This window comes from Pseudomonas sp. MBLB4123, assembly GCF_051904775.1.
In the GTDB taxonomy this organism is placed as follows: Bacteria; Pseudomonadota; Gammaproteobacteria; order Pseudomonadales; family Pseudomonadaceae; genus Aquipseudomonas; species Aquipseudomonas benzenivorans_B.
This window is the reverse complement of sequence record NZ_CP196711.1, coordinates 3,816,659-3,841,133: the sequence shown is the minus strand read 5'-3', so window position 1 is coordinate 3,841,133 and position 24,475 is coordinate 3,816,659. Positions and strand designations below refer to the sequence as shown.

Here is a 24,475-nt window from a genome sequence, read left to right as displayed (position 1 = left end):
GGCAACGAGCCTAGGAAATTGCCGGCCCCGGGCATATCGGATAGTTTCGCACTGGCCGTTCGATTTTTTTGTACGGGGTGCAAACGGGGACACCGATGGACCTGCAGGCGATCAAGACCTTCCTGACTCTGGCCGATCTCAAGCGCCTGAGCCTGTGCGCCGAGCAGCTGTGCCTGACCAAGTCGGCGGTCAGCGCGCGCATCAAACAGCTCGAGGAGCAACTGCAGCAGCCGCTGTTCAGCCGCAGCCATGAAGGCATGAGCCTGACCCCCGCCGGCCGCCAGTTCTACCGCCATGCCATGGCCCTGCAGCAACGCTGGCAACGGGCCAGGCGCGAGCTGTCGCAACGCGACAGCAGCGCCGGCCTGCTGCGCCTGGGCGCCCATCCCAGCCTGGCCAGCGACCTGCTGTTCGAATGGGGCAGCGCGCTGAACCGGCAGGCGCCAGGGCTGCACCTGCACCTGGAGGCCGACTATTCCGGCGAGATCGTCCGCCAGGTTTCTGCCGGGGTTCTGGATATCGGCCTGATCTTCGTGGCCGACAGCACCGCCGGGCTGGTGGTGGAACAGGCCGGCGAGGACCGCCTGCTGATGGTTGCCAGGGGCGCCACCACACTGGAGCAGCTGTCCGCGGACGACTACCTGTATATCGACTGGGGCTGGGGCTACAACGCCGCCCATTCCGAGCGCCTGCCCCAGCTGCAGAACAGCCGGCTGAGCTGCGGCTTCGCCGAGCTGGGCCTGCCCTGGTTGCTCGCCAATGGCGGCGCGGCCTATCTGCCCGAACGCCAGGTGACCGCCCTGCTGCACAGCGGCGCGCTGTCACGGGTGACAGGCGCCCCCGAGTTCAAACGCCCGCTCTTCGTGACCTATGCCACCGACGCCCTGGAGCCCAAGCTGCTGCGCCTGGCCCTCGACGCCCTGGACGAGGTCATCGCGGCCGCCCGGCCGTAACGCGGAAACGACACGGGCCGCCCAGAGGCGGCCCGTGCGATACGGCGTACAGCTACGAGGGGTTAGGCGTTATCCGCCGGTTGCCCGGCCAGGGCCGGCTCCTCAGGCACTTCGCTCGAGTCCATGACCAGCGACTTGAGCACGCCGAAGGTCATCAGCAGTATCACCACGCTGAGCGGCAGGGCGGCGGCGATGTTGGCCGTCTGCAGTGCGTTGAGTCCGCCGGCGACCAGCAATACCCCGGCAACGCAGCCGATCACCGAACCCCAGAAGATGCGGAACAGCTTCGGCGGCTCCTGGTTGCCCAGCGACAGGATGGTGGTCAGCACCAGGGTGCCGGAGTCGGAGGAGGTGACGAACCAGCTGAGCAGCAGGAACACCAGCATGGCCGAGAGTATCCAGCCCATCGCGCCGGTGCCGGCGATGCCGTCGGCCGCACTGAACAGCGCCGCCGGCAGGTTCCAGGCATTCACCAGTTTCACCAGCTCGCCGCTGCCGGCGCCGCCTGCGGCATTCAGCTCCTGATAGAGCGCCGCGCCGCCGAAGATGCCCAGCCAGACGAAGATGATGAAGGTCGGTACGAACAGCACGCCGAGGACGAACTCGCGCAGGGTACGGCCACGGGAGATGCGCGCGATGAACAGGCCCACGAACGGCGCCCACGCCAGCCACCAGCCCCAGTAGAACACGGTCCAGCCGTTCTGCCAGGCCGCCGGGCCCTCCTCCTCGGGGAACCACAGGCCCATCTGCATGAAGTTGCCCAGGTAGCTGCCCACCGACTCGCCGAACATGCTCAGCAGCCAGGTGGTCGGTCCGCCGAACAGGAAGAAGGCCACCACCAGCGCGGAGATGACGATGTTCCACTCGGAGATGATCTTGATGCCGCGGCCCACGCCGGACAGCGCCGACAGGATCGAGACGATGGAGATCAGCGCGATCAGCACCAGCTGGGTGGTGGTGCCCGGGTCCACGCCGATCAGGCGCTCCAGACCCACGGCCATCTGGCTGACGCCCAGGCCCAGGGAGGTGGCGATGCCGAACACGCAGCCGAGCACGCCGAACAGGTCGACCACATGGCCGATCGGCCCGTAGATGCGGTCGCCGATGAAGGGGTGCAGGGCCGAGCGCAGGGCCAGCGGCAGCTTCTTGCGGTAGGCGAAGTAGGCCAGGGCCATACCGACGATGGCGTACACCGCCCAGCCATGGAAGCCCCAGTGGAAGTAGGTCACCCGCAGGGCATCCACCGCGCGGGCATGGTCGATGGCCGTGGCGCCGGCCATGTCGGCGTAGGGGTTGTTCGGGTAGCCGAAGGCGCCGCTGTTATCCAGGTAGAAGATCGGCTCGGCGACGCCGAAGAACAGGATGCCGATGCCGATACCGGCGGAGAACAGCATGGCGAACCAGGCGAAGTTGCTGAACTCGGGGCGGCTGTCGTCATCGCCCAGGCGCACGCCGCCGTAACGGGTGAAGACCAGCACGCAACAGACCAGAATGAAGAACACCATGGCCACCAGGTAGTACCAGCCGAATATCCCTTCGATCCAGCTGCGCGTCGCCCCGAACAGGCTGCCGGCCAGTTCCGAGTTGGCCCCGGCGAAGAGGACGAAGGCCAGGACCATGACTGCCGAGACGATGGTCATGCCCTTGTGCATGCCCTTGAAGAGACCTGCCTGACACAGCAGCTCCTCCTTGAATACGGTCGTGCCTGGGGCACGTCCGGGTTGCTCTTTCACTGTCGACATTTTGTTGTTCTCCCACGTGAAGCTGAGCTAATTGTTGTAATTATCCGTGTGTCGCACTTCTTCAAATTAATGAAGAGACTTTCCGTCCTGACGCTGCTGCGCCAGGGACTCACTTCGTGCTCCTCCGTCGCTGGATTCCCGGCACACCGGGCGCCGGGCAGGTTGAACGTGGCGAGGCCGCCAACACGCGGATGGCGGGCCGCTGCAAGTGCGCGAGCGCCTTCGGCCTGCCGCGGATTACACCTCTCGTGGCGCCCCGGCGATCGCTCCGTTACTGCGCAATAACGATACGAACTGCATTGTTATGAAGATGAAAAATCATTAGAAGCAATATAAAGGCGGCCTTTGACCCCGTTTTGCTTATCCCGCTGCCCTGCCGCCCGCCCTAGCGCTGCAACACATGGATGCGCGACAGCAACTCGTCGCGGTCGACATAGCAGCCCTTGAAGTGCCGCGCGCCGCTGGCCGGGTCGAACTCGGTGCGCGCATGCAGGGTGCGGCGGTTGTCGAAGCACCACAGCTGCCCGGCCGCCAACCGGCGCTGCACCCGGAAGCGCGGCTCGCGGGTCATGCCGATGAAGCGCCGGTAGGCGCTGTAGAACGCCGGCATGCGCTCGGCCGGGGCATCGAAGGGGCCGCGCAGGAAGTTGGCCATGCGCACCTCGCTGACCGCCCCCAGGGCGTCCAGGGCGATGATCGGCGCCAGGCAGCGATAGTCGCTGTTGCGGCTCTTGTTGCGGAACTCCACCGGCGTCGTGCACAGGACATGGAACAGTTCGGGCGCCTCCTGATGCAGCGCCTCGGCGACGGCAAAGCCGTCGACGAACACGCTCTCGCCGCCCGTCGCGTCGTTGACCAGGCAGTGCAGGAACTGCAGGCCCGGCTGCAGTTCGCGGGTCGGCAGGTCGGTGTGCAGCGGCAGGTTGAAGGCGGTGTAGGCGTTGCTGTCGGCATCGGCCTTGGACTGCACGTCGAACAGCACGCCGAAGTTGCTCTCGCGGATGAAGGAGATGCGCTTGGCCAGCTTCGGCAGCACGTCCTCGCTGGCCGGCACCTCGCGCAACTGGGTCAGGCCGACATCGCGCACCGCCAGCAACCAATGCAGCAGGGCATCGTCCTGCGTCATCACCGCCTGGTAGTCGAACTGCGGCAGCTGCTCGGCCAGCTCGGCGCCCCACAGCCGGGGTTGCGGGCGCTGGGCGCGGCGCTCGGCCCGCGAGGCCTCGTCGTAGGCATGGGCGCGCAGCCAACCGGGGTGATAGCGGCTGCGATGGCCATCCTGCCAGTCGATCAGCAGGTGGCCCTGCTCGTCGATGCGGGTGCGTTGCGGACTCAGCTCCTCCGGCACGTCGACGATCTCCAGCAGCTGCTCGCGGGTCACCCCGTACACGCACTGGCTGCAGGCGCAGTTGTCGCGCAACCACTGGTGGTGGAAGGGGCTGAGGCGGCCGTCGCTCCACAGCGTATCCAGCGCCTGCTCCCGGGGTTTGACGTCGAGCAGGTCGGCGACCACGGGATAGGTGCGCCAATCGGCGATGGGCGAGGCTTCGAGCGAGGGGTCCACGGCGTTCATAGCGATCTCCTGGCGGATGCTTGCGGTTATTGTTGTGTTCACGCCCGTTAGCGATAGCGGGGGCTGGGCGGCCTAGGCCCGGGCCGGCGGCAGGCCGATCACCCGGCCGACACAGGCCGGAGCCGGCAGTTCGCGATGGGCCTCGCCCAGGGCCAGCACACGGGGCAGCACCTGCGCGTCGAACGGCGCCGAGCGCGACGTGGCGCCGTCGATGTTCATCAGCATCTGCTCGCTCTCGGCCAGGGCCGCGGCGGCGCCCGGCCGGTACAGGCCGTGATGGACATGCAGGCGCTTGGCGTCGTGGGCCAGCAGCTGGGTGCGCACCTCCACCGCCTCGCCCAACTTGACCTCGTCGAGGTAATTCAGGTGGCACTCCAGGGTGTACAGGGTGTGCCCGCTGCGCGCGCGCCCGGCCTCGTCCAGGCCGAGGTGATCCATCAGCGCGTCGGTGGCGTAGCTGAAGATCAGCAGATAGAAGGCGTCGCGCAGGTGGCCGTTGTAGTCCACCCATTCGGGCAGTATCTCGGTGCGGTAGCTGGTCAGGGGTTGGGCCATGGTCATTTCTGGGTTCCCGAAACGTTCGCGCGACGCAAGGCGATTGCGCGCACTGGAGCAAAAGGTCCGGCCGCCGCCCTAGGCATTGGCCAGTGTATGGGTGTCGCCGTCGACGCTCAGCGCCTGGCCGCTGATCCTGGCCCCCGCCCTGGAGGCGAGGAACAGGATCATCGCGGCGATGTCCTCGGGGTCGATGAAGGTCTTCAGCGAGCACTGGCCGAGGTAGGCGGCGCGCACCGCCTCCTCGCTCTTGCCGCTGGCCCTGGCCTCGCGCGCGATCACCCCGTCCATGCGCGCGCCGCTGATCGAACCGGGGCAGATGGCGTTGACCCGGATGCCGTACTCGCCCACCTCCATGGCCAGGGACTTGGACAGGCCGGTGACCGCCCACTTCGCCGCCGCGTAGGGCGTGCGCAGCGGATAGCCCATGATCCCGGCGGTGGAGGAGATGTTGACGATCGCGCCGCTGCGGGCCGCCTTCATCGGCCCCAGGGCCTGCTTGCAGCAGTAGTAGGTGGAGTGCAGGTTGACGTCGAAGGTGGCCCGCCAGGACTGGCTGTCGAGCTCCTCGAGATGCCCGGCCGGACCGGCGATGCCGGCGTTGTTGACCAGTACGTCGAGGCCGCCGAGCTGCGCCTGGGCCTCGGCAAACCAGCGCTCGACCTCGGCTTCGTTGCCGACATCGACCAAGGCGCCGGCGAGGGCCGGTTGCTCGCCGAGCAGGGCATCCAGGGCCCGCGCATCGATGTCGCAGATGTGCACCCGGGCGCCGGCGGCGAGAAAGGCCAGGGCCGTGGCCCGGCCTATGCCCGAGGCACCGGCGCTGATCATCACCCGTTGTCCTTGCAGATCTGGATACATGGTATCTCCCCGTGGCTAAAGGTCCGTATCCCGGGCCCGCCCTGCACCCTGCCGGGCGAGCCCGCGGGTGACTAGTCGGCGAAACCGAAGCCGTGCTTGGCCTTGGTCGCCTTGATCGCGTCCATCACCGCCATCAGGCAGTCGTCGCGGTAGCGCTCCAGCTCGGCGATGCTGCGCTCGCCCTGCTGCACCGCGGTGCCTTCGACCACGCTGTCGATCAGCCCCTCGGTCAGCTCCGGCGCCTCCAGGTAGGTCCAGGGCAATTTGAGCGCCGGACCGAACTGCGACATGAAGTGGCGCATGCCGGCATCGCCGCCCGCCAGGGTGTAGGTCAGGAAACTGCCCATGAACGACCAGCGCAGGCCGGCGCCGAAGCGGATCGCGTCGTCGATCTCGCCGGTGGTGGCCACGCCGTCGTTGACCAGGTGCAGCGACTCGCGCCACAGCGCTTCGAGCAGGCGGTCGGCGATGAAGCCCGGCACCTCCTTGCGCACGTGCAGCGGGCGCATGCCCAGCGATTCGTAGACCGCGATCGCGGCCTGCACGGCCTCGGCCGAGGTCTTCTCACCGCCGACCACCTCCACCAACGGCAGCAGGTAGACCGGGTTGAACGGGTGGCCGACCACGCAACGCTCGGGGTGTACGGCACCTTCGTAGAACTCGCTGGGCAGCAGGCCCGAGGTGCTCGAGCCGATCAGCACGTTCGGCCGCGCGGCGGCGCTGATCTTGGCGTGCAGCTCGCACTTGAGCTCGAGGCGCTCCGGCGCGCTCTCCTGGATGAAGTCGGCGTTCTTCACGCACTCCTCGATGGTGGCGACGAAGCGCAGCCGCTCCGGCGCGGCGCCGGGCGCCAGGCCCTGCTGCTTGAGGGCCGGCCAGGCGTTGGCGATGCGCGCGCGCAGCGCCTGCTCGGCGCCGGGCGCCGGGTCCCAGGCCACCACGTCGAGGCCGTGAGCCAGGGCGCGGGCGATCCAGCCGGCGCCGATCACGCCGGTGCCGAGGGCGGCGAAGGTTTTCAGTTCGGTGACGAAGGCCATGATGATTCCTGCAGGTGGCCCGGAGCAGGTCCGGGCGGGTCGTTCGGTCCGGCCCGGAGGCACTCCGGGCCATTGCTTGAGAGGCGTGACTCAGCCGCGCGGCTTGAGGCCCATCTTGGCGCGGCCCTCGGCCGGGGTCAGGGCACGGCCGCCGAGGCGCTGGATGATCTCGATGGCGCGCTCGACCAGCTGGCCGTTGGTGGCGTAGACGCCCTTGTCCAACCAGATGTTGTCTTCCAGGCCGACCCGTACGTGGCCGCCCAGCAGCATGGCCTGGGCGACCATCGGCATCTGCATGCGGCCGATGCCGAAGCCCGCCCAGTTGGCGCCTGCCGGCAGGTTGTCGGCCATGGCCTTCATGCTGGTGGTGTCCGCCGGCGCGCCCCAGGGGATGCCCAGGCACAGCTGGAACAGCGGGTCCTCCAGCAGGCCTTCCTTGAGCATCTGCTTGGCGAACCACAGGTGGCCGGTGTCGAAGATCTCCAACTCGGCCTTCACCCCCAACTCGGTGATGCGCTTGGCGCCGGCGCGCAGCTGGGCCGGGGTGGACACGTAGATGTAATCGCCGTCGCCGAAGTTCAGGGTGCCGCAGTCCAGGGTGCAGATCTCCGGACGCAGGGCCTCGATGTGGGCCAGGCGGGTCAGCGGGCCGACCAGGTCGGTGCCGGCGCCGAACTCCAGGGGCTGTTCGCCCGGGCCGATCTCCAGGTCGCCGCCCATGCCGGCGGTGAGGTTGATGATCACGTCGGTGTCGCTCTCGCGGATGCGCTCGACCACCTCGCGGTACAGCTCGACGTCGCGGCTCGGCTTGCCGGTCTTGGGGTCGCGCACATGGCAGTGGGCCACGGTGGCGCCGGCCCTGGCCGCCTCGATGGCGGCGTCGGCGATCTGCTTGGGGGTGACCGGGATGGCCGGGTGCTTGCCGACGGTGTCGCCGGCGCCGGTGACCGCACAGGTGACGATGACTTCGTAATTCATGGGGTTGGCATCCTTATTCGGGGCGAGTGGGGGCCGTACGCCCGGCGGGGGCGCACGGCACGGCGATTGTTCAGGGAAGGTGGGCGCGAGCCCGTTTTTACTCGAGTGCGGCCTGCACGGCGGCGAGACCGTCCTGGCCATCGAAGGTGGTCACGCCGGCCAGCAGCCGGCTGAGTTCCTGCGGGTTGTCCTTGAGCCATTGGCGCGCCACGGCCTTGGCATCCTCGCGGGCCATGATCGGCTCCATCAGCTGGCTCTCCTGGGCGGCGCTGAAGGTCAGGTTCTCCAGCAGGCGGCCGGCGTTGGGGCAACGCTGCGGGTAGTCCGGGGCGACCACTGTCCACACCGTGGCCAGGCCCTCGTCGGCGCCGAACACGTCTTCACTGCCGGTCAGGTAGGTCAGGTCCAGCTTGATGTTCATCGGGTGCGGCTTCCAGCCGAAGAACACCACCGGCTTGTTGTTCTTCACCGCCCGGCTGACCGCGGCGAGCATGGCCGCCTCGCTGGACTCGACCAGCTTGAAGCCGCCGAGGCCGAACTGATCGGTGTCGATCATCTTCTGGATGGTGGTGTTGGCGCCGGTGCCCGGGTCGATGCCGTAGATCTTGCCGTCCAGCTGTTCGCGGAACTTGGCGATGTCGGCATAGGTCTTCAGCCCCGCCTCGGCCAGGTAGGTCGGCACCGCCAGGCTGGAGATGCCGTCGGCCAGGCCCGGCTCGGCGAGCACCTTGACCTCGCCCTTGGCCAGGAACGGCTTGATGTTGTCGTCCATCAGCGGCTTCCAGTAGCCGAGGAAGAAGTCCACCTGCTTCTTGCCGATGCCGGAGAAGATGATTTGCTGCGAGGCTTGGGTCTGGGTGGTCTGATAACCCAGCTCCTCCAGCAGGGTTGCCGCCACGGCGGTGGTGGCCACCACGTCGGTCCAGCCGACCAGGCCGATGCGCGCCTTCTGGCAACTGGCATCCTCGGCCGCCAGCAGCGACGAGCTGAACAGGGTGACCAGGCAGCAGCCGGCGATTCGCTTGAGACCTTTCATTGTTGCGCCCTCATATGAGCTTTACGGTTTGTCCTTGTTCTTATGCACAAGCCCTGCGGCTTAGTCCCGTGCCGGGCAGTCGAGACCCGATGGCGTCACAGTACGCAGCCGCATACGGGGGAAATCGCACTAAAACGACCACCTGTTGAACCAAAGCGACGATCTTTGTTGCACAGGCTGACGCATTGGCATTTAGTTGATCCCCTGCCTCGGCGAGACGCATTCATGCCCCAGACATTCTGGTTCCTCCTGCTACCCGGCTTCTCCATGATGGGCCTGATGTCGGCCATCGAGCCGCTGCGGGTGGCCAACCGCTTCACCTCCACGCCCTACCGCTGGCGCCTGCTCAGCCCGGACGGCGAGGCGGTGCAGAGCAGCAATGGCATGTCGCTCAATGTCGACGGCGCCCTGGCGGCGCCCGGCGGCAGCGACAACCTGTTCGTGGTGGCCGGCTTCGACCCGCTGGCGCACTGCGACGCGCGCCTGATCGCCTGGCTGCGCCGCGCCGACCACAGCGCGGCGCTGCTCGGCGGCATCGACACCGGCAGTTTCGTCCTGGCCGAGGCCCGGCTGTTCGAACAGCAGCGCCTGACCCTGCACTGGGAGGCGATCGAGGCCTTCAAGGAACGCTACCCGCGCCTGGCGGTGACCCAGGAGCTGTTCGAGATCGACGGCCGGCGCATCACCAGCGCCGGCGGCACCGCGACCCTCGACCTGATGCTCTCGCTGATCGGCCGCGACCACGGCGAGGAACTGGCCCTGCAGGTGTCCGAACAGTTCGTCCTGGGCCGCATCCGCACCCGCCAGGACCACCAGCGCATGCAGATCGCCAGCCGCTACGACCTGCACAACAAGAAGCTGGTGCAGGTGATCGGCGAGATGGAGCGCAACAGCGAACACCCCCTCGGCTCCCAGGCCCTGGCCGAGCTGGTCAACATCACCCCGCGCCAGCTCGAACGGCTGTTCCGCAAGCACCTTAACGAGACGCCCTCGACCTTCTACCTCAACCTGCGCCTGGACAAGGCCCGCCAGCTGCTGCGCCAGACCGACCTCAGCGTGCTGGAGGTCGGCCTGGCCTGCGGCTTCGAGTCGTCCTCCTACTTCTCGCGCTGCTACCGCGCGCGCTTCGCCAGCTGCCCCAGCCAGGATCGCCACGAGCATCCGCCGGCCTGAACGCCCGCCCCGGCGCCGGGCAAAAGGCCCCAGGCCGGCAGCCACGCGGGCTGCAGGCGAGCCGGCGGCGGGACCGGGGCGCGGCCTTATCCGATCACGACACGGCATTGACGCTTTCGGCAAACCCCCAGTCGTTTTTGCATCGGGTCCCCCCGCCCCCAAGGAATATGCTGCCCCCAAAGCGCCAACAGCGGGTTTGGCGTCACGAACCAGAAGGGGACAGCCTGATGAGCCCAACCGAATTGCACGCCGACAGCATCGTCATCGACGGTCTGATCATCGCCAAGTGGAACCGCGAACTGTTCGAAGACATGCGCAAAGGCGGCCTGACCGCGGCCAACTGCACCGTATCGGTCTGGGAGGGCTTCCAAGCCACCGTCAACAGCATCGCCGCCAGCAACAAGCTGATCCGCGAGAACAGCGACCTGGTGGTCCCGGTGCGCACCACCGCCGACATCCATGCGGCCAAGGCCCAGGGCAAGACCGGCATCATCTACGGCTTCCAGAACGCCCACGCCTTCGAGGACCAAATCGGCTACGTCGAGGTGTTCAAGCAGCTCGGCGTGGGCATCGTGCAGATGTGCTACAACACCCAGAACCTGATCGGCACCGGTTGCTACGAGCGCGACGGCGGCCTGTCCGGCTTCGGCCGCGAGATCGTCGCCGAGATGAACCGCGTCGGCATCATGTGCGACCTGTCCCACGTCGGCTCGAAGACCTCCGAGGAGGTCATCCTCGAGTCGCAGAAGCCGGTGTGCTACTCCCACTGCCTGCCGTCCGGCCTGAAAGAGCACCCGCGCAACAAGTCCGACGAGGAACTGAAGTTCATCGCCGACCACGGCGGCTTCATCGGCGTGACCATGTTCGCGCCCTTCCTGAAGAACGGCATCGACTCGACCATCGACGACTACGCCGAGGCCATCGAGTACGTGATGAACATCGCCGGCGAGGATGCCATCGGCATCGGCACCGACTTCACCCAAGGCCACGGCAAGGAATTCTTCGAGTACCTGACCCACGACAAGGGCTACGCCCGCCGCCTGACCAACTTCGGCAAGATCGTCAACCCGCTGGGCATTCGCACCGTCGGCGAGTTCCCCAACCTGACCGAGACCCTGCTCAAGCGCGGCATGCCCGAGCGCACCGTGCGCAAGGTCATGGGCGAGAACTGGGTCCGCGTACTCAAGGACGTCTGGGGCGAGTAAGCCCTCCCCTACTACTTACCGCAGCCCTCTCCCCCAACGGGAGAGGGGCTAGACCACCGAATTCCGGAGTTTGAAGATCATGGCAAAACACGCCCCCGAAATGCCCATCGAAGTCGACAGCGAAACCGGCGTCTGGACCACCGACGCCCTGCCGATGCTCTACGTGCCGCGGCATTTCTTCGTCAACAACCACATCGGCATCGAGGAAGTCCTCGGCGCCGAGGCCTATGCCGAGATCCTCTACAAGGCCGGCTACAAGTCCGCCTGGCACTGGTGCGAGAAGGAAGCCGAATGCCATGGCCTGTCCGGCGTGGCGGTGTTCGAGCACTACATGAAGCGCCTGTCGCAGCGCGGCTGGGGCCTGTTCAAGATCCAGTCGATCGACCTCGACAAGGGCACCTGCGAGGTGCGCCTGGACCACTCCGCCTTCGTCTACGTGTACGGCCAGTGCGGGCGCAAGGTCGACTACATGTTCACCGGCTGGTTCGCCGGCGCCATGGACCAGATTCTCCAGGCCCAGGGCAGCAGCATCCGCACCCAGGCCGAGCAGGTCTACGGCGCTTCGGAAGAAGGCCACGACCACGGTCTTTTCGTCGTCAAGCCGCTCTAAGTCGAGGAACGAGTCATGGCCTTCGAAGCAATGTTCCAGCCGATCCAGATCGGCAAACTGACCATCCGTAACCGCGTGCTGTCCACCGCCCACGCCGAGGTCTACGCGACCGACGGCGGCATGACCACCGAGCGCTACGTCAAGTACTACGAAGAGAAGGCCAAGGGCGGCATCGGCCTGGCCATCTGCGGCGGCTCCTCGGTGGTGGCCATCGACAGCCCGCAGGAGTGGTGGGCCTCGGTGAACCTGTCCACCGACCGCATCATCCCGCACTTCCAGAACCTGGCCGACGCCATGCACAAGCATGGCGCCAAGATCATGATCCAGATTACCCACATGGGTCGTCGCTCGCGCTGGGACGGCTTCAACTGGCCGACCCTGATGTCGCCGTCCGGCATCCGCGAGCCCGTGCACCGTGCCACCTGCAAGACCATCGAGGTCGAGGAGATCTGGCGGGTGATCGGCAACTACGCCCAGGCCGCGCGCCGCGCGAAGGAAGGCGGCCTGGACGGCATCGAGCTGTCGGCCGTGCACCAGCACATGATCGACCAGTTCTGGTCGCCGCGCGTCAACAAGCGTACCGACGAGTGGGGCGGCACCTTCGAGGGCCGCATGAAGTTCGGCCTGGAAGTGCTCAAGGCCGTGCGCAAGGAAGTCGGCGACGACTTCTGCGTGGGCATGCGCATCTGCGGTGACGAGTTCCACCCGGACGGCCTGTCCCACGAGGACATGAAGCAGATCGCCAAGTACTACGACGACACCGGCATGCTCGACTTCATCGGCGTGGTCGGTTCGGGTTGCGACACCCACAACACCCTGGCCAACGTCATCCCCAACATGAGCTTCCCGCCGGAGCCCTTCCTCCATCTGGCGGCCGGCATCAAGGAAGTGGTCAAGGTCCCGGTGCTGCACGCGCAGAACATCAAGGACCCGAACCAGGCCACGCGCATCCTGGAAGGCGGCTATGTCGACATGGTCGGCATGACCCGCGCGCACATCGCCGACCCGCACCTGATCGCCAAGATCAAGATGGGCCAGGTCGACCAGATCAAGCAGTGCGTCGGCGCCAACTACTGCATCGACCGCCAGTACCAGGGTCTGGACGTGCTGTGCATCCAGAACGCCGCGACCTCCCGTGAGTACATGGGCCTGCCGCACATCATCGAGAAGACCACTGGCGTCAAGCGCAAGGTGGTGGTGGTCGGTGGTGGCCCGGCCGGCATGGAGGCGGCGCGCGTCGCCGCCGAGCGTGGCCACGACGTCACCCTGTTCGAGAAGAAGGACCAGCTCGGCGGGCAGATCACCACCGCCGCCAAGGCGCCGCAGCGCGACCAGATCGCCGGCATCACCCGCTGGTACCAGCTGGAACTGGCCCGTCTGAACATCGACCTGCGCCTGGGCACCGGCGCCGACCCCGAGTCCATCATGGACCTGCGTCCTGATGTGGTGGTGTTGGCCAACGGCGGCCATCCGTTCCTCGAGCAGAACGAGCACTGGGGCGCCGCAGAAGGCCTGGTGGTCAGCAGCTGGGACATCCTCGACGGCAAGGTCGCCCCGGGCAAGAACGTGCTGGTGTACGACACCATCTGCGAATTCGGCGGCATGTCGGCGGCGGACTTCCTCGCCGACAAGGGCAGTCAGGTGGAGATCGTCACCGACGACATCAAGCCGGGCGTGGCCATGGGCGGCACCTCCTTCCCCACGGCCTACCGCAGCGTGTACCCCAAGGAAGTGATCATGACCGGCGACATGATGCTGGAAAAGGTCTACCGCGAGGGCGACAAGCTGGTGGCGGTACTGGAGAACGAATACACAGGTGCAAAAGAGGAAAGGGTGGTCGACCAGGTGGTGGTGGAGAACGGCGTGCGTCCGGACGAAACCCTCTACTACGCGCTGAAGGAAGGCTCGCGCAACAAGGGCCAGATCGATGTCGAGGCGCTGTTCGCGATCAAGCCGCAGCCCTGCCTGTCGGAAGCCGGCGACGGCTACCTGCTGTTCCGCATCGGCGACTGCGTGGCCCAGCGCAACACCCACGCGGCGATCTACGACGCCCTGCGTCTGTGCAAGGACTTCTAAAGCGGAAGTCGCTCCGTCGGGAGGGTTGGCCCCAGGCCAACCCTCCACGATGCCGTCAGGCATCACCGTAACGCCGATCGATGGGTTGCGCCGCCAGGCGGCCAGCCCATCCTACGGGCTCTGCGCTGATTTCTCGGTCCCTGCTGAGGAGACCCGATGATGTTGAACACCCTTCTCCCCATTCTGCTGTTCGCCGCCCTGGCCCTGGCCGTGCTCGGCGCCGCCAAGCGCTTCCTGATGTGGCGCCGCGGCAAGCCGGCCCAGGTCGACTGGATCGGCGGCCTGCTGGCCATGCCGCGCCGCTACCTGGTCGACCTGCACCACGTGGTCGAGCGCGACAAGTACATGTCCAAGACCCACGTGGCCACCGCCGGCGGCTTCGTCCTGGCCGCCGTGCTGGCGATCCTGGTGCACGGTTTCGGCCTGCACAACCGGATTCTCGGCTTCGCCCTGCTGGCCGCCACGGTGCTGATGTTCGTCGGTGCGCTGTTCGTCGCCAAGCGCCGCAAGAATCCCCCGGCGCGCCTGTCCAAGGGCCCGTGGAACCGCCTGCCGAAGAGCCTGCTGATGTTCTCGGTGAGCTTCTTTATCGCGACGCTCCCCGTCGCGGGCATCCTGCCGGCCGACTTCGGCGGCTGGGTCCTGGCCGTCATCCTCGCGGTCGGCGTGGCCTGGGGCGTGTCCGAGCTGTTCTTCGGCATGACCTGGGGCGGGCCGATGAAGCACGCCTTCGCCGGCGCCCTGCACCTGGCCTGGCACCGCCGCGCCGAGCGCTTCGGCGGCGGCCGCTCGAGCGGCCTCAAGGCGCTGAACCTGGACGACGTGTCCGCGCCCCTGGGCGTGGAAAAACCCACCGACTTCACCTGGAACCAGCTGCTCGGTTTCGACGCCTGCGTGCAGTGCGGCAAGTGCGAGGCCATGTGCCCGGCCTTCGCCGCCGGCCAGCCGCTGAACCCGAAGAAGCTGATCCAGGACATGGTCATCGGCCTGGCCGGCGGCAACGACGCCAAGTTCGCCGGCAGCCCCTACCCGGGCATCCCGCTGGGTGAGCACGGCGGCGGCCCGCACCAGCCGATCGTGGTCCAGGGCGGCAAGGGCCTGGTGGAGGCCGACACCCTGTGGTCCTGCACCACCTGCCGGGCCTGCGTCGAGGAGTGCCCGATGATGATCGAGCACGTCGACGCCATCGTCGACATGCGCCGCCACCTGACCCTGGAGAAGGGCGCGACCCCGAACAAGGGCGCCGAGGTGCTGGACAACCTGATCGCCACCGACAACCCCGGCGGCTTCGCCCCGGGCGGCCGCCTGAACTGGGCGGCGGACCTCAACCTGGCGCTGATGAGCGAGAAGAAGGAAGCCGAGGTGCTGTTCTGGGTCGGTGATGGCGCCTTCGACATGCGCAACCAGCGCACCCTGCGCGCCTTCGTCAAGGTGCTCAAGGCCGCCGACGTCGACTTCGCCGTGCTCGGCCTGGAAGAGCGCGACAGCGGCGACGTGGCCCGGCGCCTGGGCGACGAGGCGACCTTCCAGACCCTGGCCAAGCGCAACATCGCCACCATGAGCCAGTACCGCTTCAAGAAGATCGTCACCTGCGACCCGCACAGCTTCCACGTGCTGAAGAACGAGTACGGCGCCCTCGGCGGCCATTACGAAGTCCTGCACCACAGCACCTATATGGACGAACTGATTGCCTCGCAGAAATTGAATCTCGGTACCCACAAGGGCGGCAGCGTCACCTACCACGACCCCTGCTACCTGGGCCGCTACAACGGCGAGTACGAGGCGCCGCGCAGCGTACTCAAGGCCATCGGCATCGAAGTGAAGGAAATGGAACGCTCCGGCTTCCGCTCGCGTTGCTGCGGCGGCGGCGGCGGCGCGCCGATCACCGACATCCCCGGCAAGCAGCGGATTCCCGACATGCGCATGGTCGACATCAAGGAAACCGGCGCCGAACTGGTCGCCGTGGGCTGTCCGCAGTGCACCGCGATGCTCGAAGGCGTGGTCGCGCCGCGCCCGGAGATCAAGGACATCGCCGAACTGGTCGCCGACGTGCTGCTGGAGGCCCCCGCCCCGGCGAAGAAGCCGGCGCCCACCAAGCCTGAAGCCCTGGAGGTGCACTGATGAGCGACATTATCCGCCGCGATCCCCGCGCCGAATGGATCGCCCGCAACCGCCTGCACCCGCTGCACGCGGCCATGCAGGTGGCGCAGACCAGCTGGATGGGACCCAACGGCGTCATCCGCAAGAACCCCCACGCGGTCGGCTTCATCGGCCCCAACGGCATCAAGCGCATCGACCGCTCCGGCGCCCAGCAGGGCGGCGGCCAGAAGCGCACGGCGGCCGCGGCCGCGGTGCAGCTGCCGTTGCACCTGGTCGAGCAGCCGGCGTTCTACATCGCCGTGGTCCCGGACATGGTCGGCGGCCGCCTGTCGGCCCACGACAAGGACCTGCTCGGCCTGGCCCACAAGCTGGCCGCCGACGGCGGTGCGGTGCTGGCCGTGGTGTTCGGCGAGCATAAGGAGAGCGCCTTCGACACCGCCGGCGTCGACCGCCTGCTGCAGATCGACGGCGAGGCCTTCGACGGCTACGCCCCGGAACAGCGCGTGCTGGCCCTCAGCGCCGTGGAAAGCCAGCTGGCGCCGCGCCACTGGCTGCTGCCCGACAGCCGCACCGGTGGCGGCGAGTTGGGTCGGCGCCTGGCCGCCAAGCTCGGCGAGCGTCCGGCCACCCGCGTCTGGCAGGTCGCCGACGGCCAGTGCATCGGCCGCGCCGGTGCCGGCCAGCAGGACCTGGCCCGCCAGGCCCCGCGGCTGATCCTGGCCGCCGCCGAATGTGCCGAGCCGGTCGGCGACACCCGCCACGAGGTGCGCCCGCTGGCGCTGGAAAGCCAGATCGCCCACAGCCTGCCGCGCATCGAGGACCTCGGCGCGGTGGCCGTGGACCCGGCCCTGATCCCCATGGCCGAGGCCGAGTTCATCCTCTCCGGCGGCAACGGGGTCAAGGACTGGCAGCAGTTCCACCAGGCCGCCCAGATCCTCGGCGCCACCGAGGGCGCCTCGCGGGTGGCGGTGGACGACGGCTTCATGCCGCGCGACCGCCAGGTCGGCGCCACCGGTACCTGGGTCACCGCACGGGTCTACCTGGCGGTCGGCATCTCCGGCGCCATCCAGCACCTGCAGGGCATCGGCGCCTGCGACAAGGTGGTGGCGGTGAACATGGACCCGGGCTGCGACATGATCAAGCGTGCCGACCTGTCGGTGATCGGCGACTCGGCGCAGATCCTTGCGGCACTGATGGACAAGGTCAGCGCCTATCGCCAGGGAGGTGCCCGTGATGCGGCCTGATGCTCTCGGCGCCCGGATCGCTTCCGGGCCGTTCGCAACTTTTTCCCGGATGCATTCCGGGCTACGGGTGAGCCATGACTGACTTGAACATCATCACCCTGGTCTCGGTCGGCGCCCACCCGACCTCCGGCCGCGCCCGGCGCGCCGAACAGGATTCGCGCGCCGTCGAACTGGGCCTGCGCCTGGCCGGCGACAAGCTGCAGGTGCTGCACGCCGGCGATCCCCAGGAGGAGGCCCTGCGTGCCTACCTGGGCATGGGCCTGGCGGAGATGGCGGTACTCGAGCAACCCAAGCAGGCCGACGCCCTGCCGGCGCTGACCCGCTACCTGCAGGAGGCCGGCGCCCAGCTGGTGCTGACCGGCAGCCAGGCGGAAACCGGCGAAGGTTCGGGCATGCTGCCCTTCCTCCTGGCCGAGCGCCTGGGCTGGCCCCTGGTGGTCGGCCTGGCCGAGGTGGAGAAGGTGGAGAACGGCGTGGCCCAGGTGCTGCAGGCCCTGCCCCGCGGCCAGCGCCGCCGCCTGCGGGTACGCCTGCCGTTCCTCGCCAGCGTCGACAATGCCGCGCCGACCGCTCGCCAGAGTGCCTTCGGCCCGGCTCGCCGCGGCCAATTGCGTGCCGAAGACGTGGCCGTGGTCGAGGACGGGCTGCTGGCCGAGGCCCAGCTGCAACCGGCCCGTCCGCGCCCCAAGCGCCTCAAGGTGATCAAGGCCAAGACCGGTGCCGAGCGGATGAAGGCGGCCACCGCCAAGGCCTCCGGCGGCGGCGGTCAGGTGCTCAAAGATGTCTCGCCACAGGAAGGCGCGGAGGCTATCTTCAAGCTACTGATCGAAGAGGGTGTGCTGCGCTAGTCTCAGCCACCGATGCGCAGGGGGCCATGCCGCGGCACGGCCCGTCCTGCCTCGCCAATTGAGGGAGAAACCGGACCATGATGCACGCCGACCTGATCGACCAAGAGGACTTCCGCGACCGCCTGGTGGCCCTGGGCCTGTCCATTCCCCCCGGCGTCAGCGCCGAGCAGGCCTGCGAATACGCGGTGCAGGGCCTCAGCCCGGATCGCGCCCTGGCCCTGCGCCGACTGGTCGAGGAGCTGCTGGGCGGCAACGCCACCCTGCTGCCGACCGTGCGCGAGGCGATTTCCCGGCACCTGTTGCCGGCCCTGGCGCCTCGCGGATAGGCTTTTAGCGGCAATGAAAAAGGGGCGCTATAAGCGCCCCTTTTTCATTGCCCGGTCATTGCTGGCGATGTGGATAGAGCTTGACGCTGGCGAAGGTCGACTCGCCCTGGGCGCGACTCAGCGCGGTCATCGCCGTGGACGTGGAGGTGGACGGCCGCAGCAGGTCTTCCGGCATCGGCACCAGGCCCACCACGCTGGTGGAGGTCTGCCCCGCGCGCTCGTCGCGCGGCGGGATGCCGAAGTACTCGCGGTAGCACTTGGAGAAGTGCGGGGTGGAGACGAAGCCGCACACCGAGGCCACCTCGATGATCGACATCGAGGTCTGCTTGAGCAGCTGGCGCGCGCGGATCAGGCGCAATTTGAGGTAGTAGCGCGACGGCGAGCAGTGCAGGTACTTCTGGAACAGGCGCTCGAGCTGGCGGCGCGATACGTCGACGTAGCAGGCCAGCTCGTCGAGGTCGATCGGCTCCTCCAGATTGGCCTCCATCAGCGCGACGATTTCCTGCAACTTCGGCTGGTTGGTGCCGAGCATGTGCTTGAGCGGCACGCGCTGATGATCCTGCTCGTTGCGGATACGCTCGTAGATGAACATCTCGGAGATCGCCGCCGCCAGCTCGCGACCGTGCTCGCGGCCGATCAGGTGCAACATCATGTCCATCGGCGCGGTGCCGCCGGACGAGGTGTAGCGGCTGCGGTCGATGGAGAACAGGCGGGTGGTGATGGCCGCCCGGGGGAAGGCCTCCTGCATCGCCGCGAGGAATTCCCAGTGCACGCTGCAGTCGAAGCCGTCGAGCAGGCCGGCCTTGGCCAGCGCCCAGCTGCCGGTGCACACGCCGCCCAGCTGGCGGCCATGACGGGCCTGGACCTGCAGCCAGTGCAGGTGCTCGCGGGTGACGCTGTGCTGGATGTCGACGCCGCCGCAGACGATCACCGTATCCAGGGCCGGCGCATTGTCCAGGCCGGCATCGGGGGTGATCTGCAGGCCATCGCTGGCGCTCACCGGCAGGCCGCTCTGGGTCAGGGTGTACCAGCGATACAGCTCATTGCCGGAGAGCTGGTTGGCCATGCGCAGAGGTTCCACGGCCGAAGCCAGGGAAATCAGGGTGAAGTTGTCCAGCAACAGGAAGCCAATGGACTGCGGAACACGGTTCTGGGGCTGGGCCCCTGGAGTGGACTGCGACATCAGTGAAACCCTCACGCTAAGCACGTAGTGGAGCCTTCGTGGCGAGGCTCTTCATCTTGTTCTTCCGGAAGTTAAGACAACCCCGGACCGGTTTGCATCACGAAGCAAACGCCGTGCCTAATCTAAATTGGCTGTTCAATTAAAAATGAAACATCCAATCTACGTGCCATGCGGCCTTCTCGGGAGCGACAGAACGATTCTATTTGCGACGTGAAACGCCACTTTTCCGGGCGTTTGAGCATTTCGGTAGCACCGCCGAAGCGGGAAGTTGTCACCCCAGCATTCGTGGGGGTAACACCGCTAGCCGACCAGTGGCACGCCATCTGACCGATGGGTCAGACCCAGGGTGCCACCTGGCCGACCCGCGCCCCGCACCGCAGGAGTGCAGGGCACAGAGCCCGCCTGGCAAAAAAGGGACGGGCAGCATCGCGCCACGCCCCCAAGTAAAGCCCGGGCCGGAGTGGCCGGCACCTCAACACTCGACCGCGCTGACCGCCAGGCCGCCGCGCGAGGTTTCCTTGTACTTGTCGTGCATGTCGGCACCGGTATCGCGCATGGTGCGGATCACCCGGTCGAGCGAGATGAAGTGCTCGCCGTCGCCGCGCAGGGCCATCTGCGCGGCGTTGATCGCCTTCACCGCGGCGATGGCGTTGCGCTCGATGCACGGCACCTGGACCAGGCCGCCGACCGGGTCGCAGGTCAGCCCCAGGTTGTGCTCCAGGCCGATCTCGGCGGCGTTCTCCAGCTGCTCCGGGGTCGCGCCGAGGATCTCCGCCAGGCCCGCGGCGGCCATGGCGCAGGCCGAACCGACCTCGCCCTGGCAGCCCACTTCGGCGCCGGAGATCGAGGCGTTCTTCTTGCACAGGATGCCCACGGCGGCGGCCGCCAGCAGGTAGTCGACCACGTCGGCCTCGCTCACCGCCGGGCTGAAGCGCACGTAGTAGTGCAGCACCGCCGGGATGATCCCCGCCGCGCCGTTGGTCGGCGCGGTCACCATGCGTCCGCCGGCGGCGTTCTCCTCGTTCACCGCCAGGGCGAACAGGTTGACCCACTCCATGCCGCTCAGGGTCGAGCCGATCACGTTGGGCTTGCTCATCTCCTGCAGGCTGCGGTGCAGCTTGGCGGCGCGGCGCTTGACGTTGAGGCCGCCGGGCAGGATGCCTTCCTGCTTCAGGCCGTTGTCCACGCAGTCGCGCATGGCCTGCCACAGGCGCATCAGGCCGGCGCGGATCTCCGCCTCGCTGCGCCAGGCTTTCTCGTTCTCCATCATCAGCTGGGACACGCGCAGGCCGTGCTGCTTGCACAGGCTCAGCAGCTCGGCGGCGCTGGAGAAATCGTAGGGCAGCCGGGTGCTGTCCTGATCCAGCTGGCCGGCGGCGGCCTGCTCGGCATCGACCACGAAGCCGCCGCCGATCGAGTAGTAGGTGTCGCTGTGCAGCTCATGACCGTCGTCGGCGAAAGCGACCAGGGTCATGGCATTGGGGTGGTAGGGCAGGTTCTCCTCCAGCAGCAGCATGTCGCGCTGCCAGTCGAAGGCCACCGCCAGGCGACCGTCCAGCTGCAGCTGGCCACTCTCGCGCAGCGCCTCGATGCGCGGGGCGATCTGGCTCGGGTCGATGCTGTCGGGCCACTCGCCCATCAGGCCCATGATCACCGCGGTGTCGCTGCCGTGGCCGACGCCGGTGGCCGACAGCGAGCCGTACAGACGCACCTCGACACGGCCGACGCGCTCGAGCATATGACGCTCGCGCAGGGCGCCGACGAACAGGGCCGCGGCACGCATGGGGCCAACGGTATGGGAGCTGGACGGCCCGATACCGATCTTGAACAGGTCGAACACACTAATAGCCACGACAATCTCCTGAACTGGGTCCTGCAATGGCGCCATCATCGAGATTTCCCGGGCAGGCCGGAGTCCCACACCGACTCGTCCATGTCCAAATCCGTCAGTGGGCGGCGCGTTCGTCGAACACCCCCACGGGCTTTCGTGACCCAGCTGACACTTTTTCCGCACAGGCGGCACGAAATGCGACAAAAGCGTTCCGTACGCGACCTCGCGCGTAGGCAATAGTCCGGCTCTGGCGCCATGATCCAGGCGCCCCCTGCGCCGGCCGCCCCGCCTCGCCCAGGGCCACACGCCCCGTGCCGGAGCGGCAGGGAGCCCGTCATCGGTTACTTGGAAGCGCCCATGAAACGCTACAGAAGCTATCTATTGGCAGCATTGCTGAGCACCCCATTGCTGGCCCAGGCGGCGGACCCCGCCGCCTGCGATCGTGTCCGCCTGGCCGACGTCGGCTGGACCGACCTGATCACCACCAACGCCGTCACCCGCCTGCTGCTCAGCGAACTGGGCTATCGCACCCAGGTCAAACGCCTGTCGGTGCCCGAGACCTACGACGCCCTGCGCAACAATGACCTCGATGTGTTCCTCGACCTGTGGATGCCCAGCTCGGAAAAGGGCATACGCCCCTATCTGGATGACGGCTCGATCGAGCTGATCGCGGTCAACCTGGAAGGCGCCAAGTACACCCTGGCGGTCAACCAGACCGGCTACGACGCCGGGATCAGGAGCTTCGAGGACATCGCCAAGTTCAAGAAGGCCCTGGGCGGCAAGATCCACGGCATCGAGCCGGGCAACAGCGCCAACAAGACGATCCAGCAGATGATCGAGAAGAATGCCTTCGATCTCAGCGACTTCAAGCTGGTGGAGTCCAGCGAATCGGACATGATCCTGCACGTCAAACGCGCCGACCACCTCGGCAAAGCGGCGGTGTTCCTCGGCTGGGAGCCGCACCCAATGAACAACCAGCTGAAGATGAACTACCTGCCCGGCGGCGACGACTACTTCGGCCCCAACCTGGGCGGTGCCACCGTCTATACCGCGGTGCGCAAGGGCTACGCCAGCCAGTGTCCGAACCTCGGCCGGCTGCTGAAGAACCTGCGTTTCAGCCTGCAGATGGAAAACGACCTGATGGAAGCCATTCTCAACCAGAACACCACCCCGAGGCGCGAAGCCAAGGCCTGGTTGAAAGCCAATCCGCAGACCCGCGCCCAGTGGCTGCAGGGCGTCACCAAGCGCGACGGCAGCCCGCTGGATAGCGGCCAAAGGCCATAAATTTCCCCTGCGGCGAATCCGCCGCAGCCCCCGGCACATGCCCCCTGAACCCCTGCGCGAGGCTTTAGAACGAGCCTCGCGCGGCCGGCCGTCTTGGCCAAGGCGGCCTATAATCTGTTATGGTTTTTTTAGGTAGCCGCCATGTCGTCGCCCAACACGTCGACGTCGCAAACCGACAATTGCGGCCTTTCGAAGCCTATATCGTTGAGTCAGCCGATCTCGTCGCTGCCGCCTCCTTCGGGAGTCGGTAGACCGGAGTCCCACAGCTCCGGACCGAAAACAGATAAGCGCTGGCTCCCCCACTTGGGCGCCGGCCCAACAAGAAAATTCGGACGTACGTACATCTCGATTAGAGGTGTGATCCCCCAAAGGATTGGGCTTCGTAACACTGCCAGAGGGTTTGGAAAGCAGTTTGCAGCACGGCACAGCAAGGATCATTCATCGACACAGGCGATCAGCGCCCACGGCCGATATGGCAGGTGGCGCAGCACCCCGACTGTGTCCGAGTGTCCCGCGCGACGCCCTGCAGAATGTTGCCCAAACCCGGAAATCATGACCACCCACACAGGCAAGAACAGTCGGCATCACCTGACGAATCGCCCGAGGGCGCTCATCGGGTTCCATGTAGCTGGTCTGGATGTCTACTGAAGGGGAAACCTCCCATGAAGTCTGGAAAGATCGTCGTCGAGAACCTGTACAAGGTCTTCGGCCAGCAACCCCAAGAAGCCATCGACCTGCTCAAGCAGGGCTGGAGCAAGGACAAGATCCTCGCCGAGAAAGGCGCGGTGATCGGCGTCAGCGATGTGTCGTTCAGCGTCGAGGAGGGCGAGATCTTCGTCCTCATGGGCCTCTCCGGCTCGGGCAAGTCCACCCTGATCCGCCTGATCAACCGCCTCATCGAACCCAGTGCCGGTGACGTCTACATCGACGGCCAGAACGTCGCCAAGATGGCCAAGTCCGAGCTGGTCGACCTGCGCCGCCGCGACATGAGCATGGTCTTCCAGTCCTTCGCCCTGATGCCCTCGCGCAGCGTGCTGGACAACGCCGCCTTCGGCCTGGAAGTGGCCGGGGTCGGCCGCAAGGAACGCGAGAAGCGCGCCATGGACGTGCTCGCCCAGGTCGGCCTGGACACCTTCGCCCACAAGTATCCCCACGAACTGTCCGGCGGCATGCAGCAGCGCGTCGGCCTGGCCCGCGCCCTGGCCGTGGACCCCTCGATGATGATCATGGACGAGGCCTTCTCCGCCCTCGACCCGCTCAAGCGCCGCGAGATGCAGGATGTGCTGCTGGAGCTGCAGAAGACCCACCGCCGCACCATCATCTTCGTCTCCCACGACATCGAGGAGGCCATGCGCATCGGCTCGCGCATCGGCATCATGGAAGGCGGCAAGCTGATCCAGGTCGGCACCCCCCAGGAGCTGGTCGACAACCCGGCCAACGACTACGTGCGCAACTTCTTCGACACCGTCGACACCAACCGCTACCTCACCGCCGGCCAGCTCAAGGCCGACAGCGTGCCGCTCTACGTGCACAACGGCATCGCCCCCAGCGCCAACCAGGTGTGTCAGGAGCTACAGGCCCAGGACAAGCACTACGCCTTCATCGTCGACGGCGAGAAGCGCTTCTGCGGCTCCATCAGCCTGGAGAAGATCGCCCTGATGGTCGACGGCAACAGCCAGTGCGACCTGGACCTGAACGTACTCAAACGCATCGACCCGGTGCCGGAGGACATGCCCCTGGACCAGGTGATCGAGCGCCTGGTGGACAACGAGGGTCCCATTCCGGTGGTCGACGCCAACGGCTTCTACAGCGGCGCCATCAGCAAGGGCCGCCTGCTGAACCGCCTGCAGGGAGAATGAC

At 67.0% G+C, this 24,475-nt stretch carries 20 protein-coding genes; 11 read left to right on the top strand and 9 right to left on the bottom strand.

Annotated elements, in window-relative coordinates; all coding sequences use genetic code 11:
• Nucleotides 1-95: 95 nt before the first annotated feature.
• Nucleotides 96-953, top strand: a complete 858-nt coding sequence (locus tag ACSX1C_RS17695) for a LysR family transcriptional regulator (protein WP_439887241.1) — start codon at nucleotides 96-98, stop codon at nucleotides 951-953.
• A 62-nt stretch (nucleotides 954-1,015) separates the two neighbouring features.
• Here ACSX1C_RS17695 and ACSX1C_RS17690 read toward each other — a convergent pair whose 3' ends face one another.
• From ACSX1C_RS17690 to choX (ACSX1C_RS17660), 7 genes are all read right to left on the bottom strand, one after another.
• A complete protein-coding gene (locus tag ACSX1C_RS17690; protein ID WP_439887240.1) occupies nucleotides 1,016-2,695 on the bottom strand; it encodes a BCCT family transporter in 1,680 nt (559 codons plus the stop codon).
• Between the two features lie 385 nt (nucleotides 2,696-3,080).
• Nucleotides 3,081-4,268, bottom strand: a complete 1,188-nt coding sequence (locus tag ACSX1C_RS17685) for a gamma-butyrobetaine dioxygenase (RefSeq protein ID WP_439887239.1) — start codon at nucleotides 4,266-4,268, stop codon at nucleotides 3,081-3,083.
• A 72-nt stretch (nucleotides 4,269-4,340) separates the two neighbouring features.
• The gene (locus ACSX1C_RS17680; RefSeq protein ID WP_439887238.1) at nucleotides 4,341-4,823 is read right to left on the bottom strand and encodes a thioesterase family protein; all 483 of its coding nucleotides are present in this window, start codon (nucleotides 4,821-4,823) and stop codon (nucleotides 4,341-4,343) included.
• 78 nt (nucleotides 4,824-4,901) lie between these two features.
• Nucleotides 4,902-5,684 (bottom strand): SDR family oxidoreductase, encoded by a 783-nt coding sequence (locus tag ACSX1C_RS17675; RefSeq protein ID WP_439887237.1) that lies wholly within the window; start codon nucleotides 5,682-5,684, stop codon nucleotides 4,902-4,904.
• Nucleotides 5,685-5,755: 71 nt separating this feature from the next.
• A complete protein-coding gene (locus tag ACSX1C_RS17670; protein ID WP_439887236.1) occupies nucleotides 5,756-6,721 on the bottom strand; it encodes an L-carnitine dehydrogenase in 966 nt (321 codons plus the stop codon).
• 90 nt (nucleotides 6,722-6,811) lie between these two features.
• Nucleotides 6,812-7,699: a 3-keto-5-aminohexanoate cleavage protein gene (locus ACSX1C_RS17665; protein WP_439887235.1), complete on the bottom strand. Its 888-nt coding sequence runs from the start codon at nucleotides 7,697-7,699 to the stop codon at nucleotides 6,812-6,814.
• A 97-nt stretch (nucleotides 7,700-7,796) separates the two neighbouring features.
• A complete protein-coding gene (gene choX, locus ACSX1C_RS17660; protein ID WP_439887234.1) occupies nucleotides 7,797-8,735 on the bottom strand; it encodes a choline ABC transporter substrate-binding protein in 939 nt (312 codons plus the stop codon).
• A 225-nt stretch (nucleotides 8,736-8,960) separates the two neighbouring features.
• On the opposite strand from choX (ACSX1C_RS17660), the gene ACSX1C_RS17655 reads away from it, so the two are divergent.
• From ACSX1C_RS17655 to ACSX1C_RS17620, 8 genes are all read left to right on the top strand, one after another.
• A complete protein-coding gene (locus ACSX1C_RS17655; RefSeq protein WP_439887233.1) occupies nucleotides 8,961-9,908 on the top strand; it encodes a GlxA family transcriptional regulator in 948 nt (315 codons plus the stop codon).
• A gap of 227 nt (nucleotides 9,909-10,135) precedes the next feature.
• The gene (locus tag ACSX1C_RS17650) at nucleotides 10,136-11,113 is read left to right on the top strand and encodes a dipeptidase (RefSeq protein WP_318643950.1); all 978 of its coding nucleotides are present in this window, start codon (nucleotides 10,136-10,138) and stop codon (nucleotides 11,111-11,113) included.
• Between the two features lie 79 nt (nucleotides 11,114-11,192).
• On the top strand, nucleotides 11,193-11,723 hold the full coding sequence (locus ACSX1C_RS17645; RefSeq protein ID WP_439887232.1) for a DUF5943 domain-containing protein: 531 nt from the start codon (nucleotides 11,193-11,195) through the stop codon (nucleotides 11,721-11,723).
• Nucleotides 11,724-11,738: 15 nt separating this feature from the next.
• Nucleotides 11,739-13,799 (top strand): dimethylglycine demethylation protein DgcA, encoded by a 2,061-nt coding sequence (dgcA, locus tag ACSX1C_RS17640; RefSeq protein WP_439887231.1) that lies wholly within the window; start codon nucleotides 11,739-11,741, stop codon nucleotides 13,797-13,799.
• 159 nt (nucleotides 13,800-13,958) lie between these two features.
• Nucleotides 13,959-15,920 carry a dimethylglycine demethylation protein DgcB gene (gene dgcB / locus ACSX1C_RS17635; protein WP_439887230.1) on the top strand — a complete coding sequence of 654 codons (1,962 nt, stop codon included), beginning with the start codon at nucleotides 13,959-13,961 and terminating at the stop codon, nucleotides 15,918-15,920.
• Entirely contained in the window at nucleotides 15,920-17,143 is a 1,224-nt protein-coding gene (gene etfA, locus ACSX1C_RS17630; protein ID WP_439887229.1) for an electron transfer flavoprotein subunit alpha, read from the top strand. Before dgcB ends, etfA begins: the two co-directional genes overlap by 1 nt.
• Nucleotides 17,144-17,217: 74 nt before the next feature.
• Nucleotides 17,218-17,991 carry an electron transfer flavoprotein subunit beta gene (etfB, locus tag ACSX1C_RS17625; RefSeq protein ID WP_439887228.1) on the top strand — a complete coding sequence of 258 codons (774 nt, stop codon included), beginning with the start codon at nucleotides 17,218-17,220 and terminating at the stop codon, nucleotides 17,989-17,991.
• Between the two features lie 77 nt (nucleotides 17,992-18,068).
• Nucleotides 18,069-18,317 carry a hypothetical protein gene (locus tag ACSX1C_RS17620; protein ID WP_439887227.1) on the top strand — a complete coding sequence of 83 codons (249 nt, stop codon included), beginning with the start codon at nucleotides 18,069-18,071 and terminating at the stop codon, nucleotides 18,315-18,317.
• 55 nt (nucleotides 18,318-18,372) lie between these two features.
• Here ACSX1C_RS17620 and ACSX1C_RS17615 read toward each other — a convergent pair whose 3' ends face one another.
• On the bottom strand, nucleotides 18,373-19,500 hold the full coding sequence (locus ACSX1C_RS17615) for a GlxA family transcriptional regulator (RefSeq protein ID WP_318643957.1): 1,128 nt from the start codon (nucleotides 19,498-19,500) through the stop codon (nucleotides 18,373-18,375).
• Nucleotides 19,501-19,972: 472 nt separating this feature from the next.
• Nucleotides 19,973-21,352 carry an L-serine ammonia-lyase gene (locus ACSX1C_RS17610; protein ID WP_439887226.1) on the bottom strand — a complete coding sequence of 460 codons (1,380 nt, stop codon included), beginning with the start codon at nucleotides 21,350-21,352 and terminating at the stop codon, nucleotides 19,973-19,975.
• Between the two features lie 336 nt (nucleotides 21,353-21,688).
• On the opposite strand from ACSX1C_RS17610, the gene choX (ACSX1C_RS17605) reads away from it, so the two are divergent.
• Both choX (ACSX1C_RS17605) and ACSX1C_RS17600 read left to right on the top strand, forming a co-directional pair.
• Nucleotides 21,689-22,615, top strand: a complete 927-nt coding sequence (gene choX, locus ACSX1C_RS17605; RefSeq protein ID WP_439887225.1) for a choline ABC transporter substrate-binding protein — start codon at nucleotides 21,689-21,691, stop codon at nucleotides 22,613-22,615.
• Between the two features lie 662 nt (nucleotides 22,616-23,277).
• On the top strand, nucleotides 23,278-24,474 hold the full coding sequence (locus ACSX1C_RS17600) for a quaternary amine ABC transporter ATP-binding protein (RefSeq protein WP_318643960.1): 1,197 nt from the start codon (nucleotides 23,278-23,280) through the stop codon (nucleotides 24,472-24,474).
• Nucleotide 24,475: the final 1 nt, after the last annotated feature.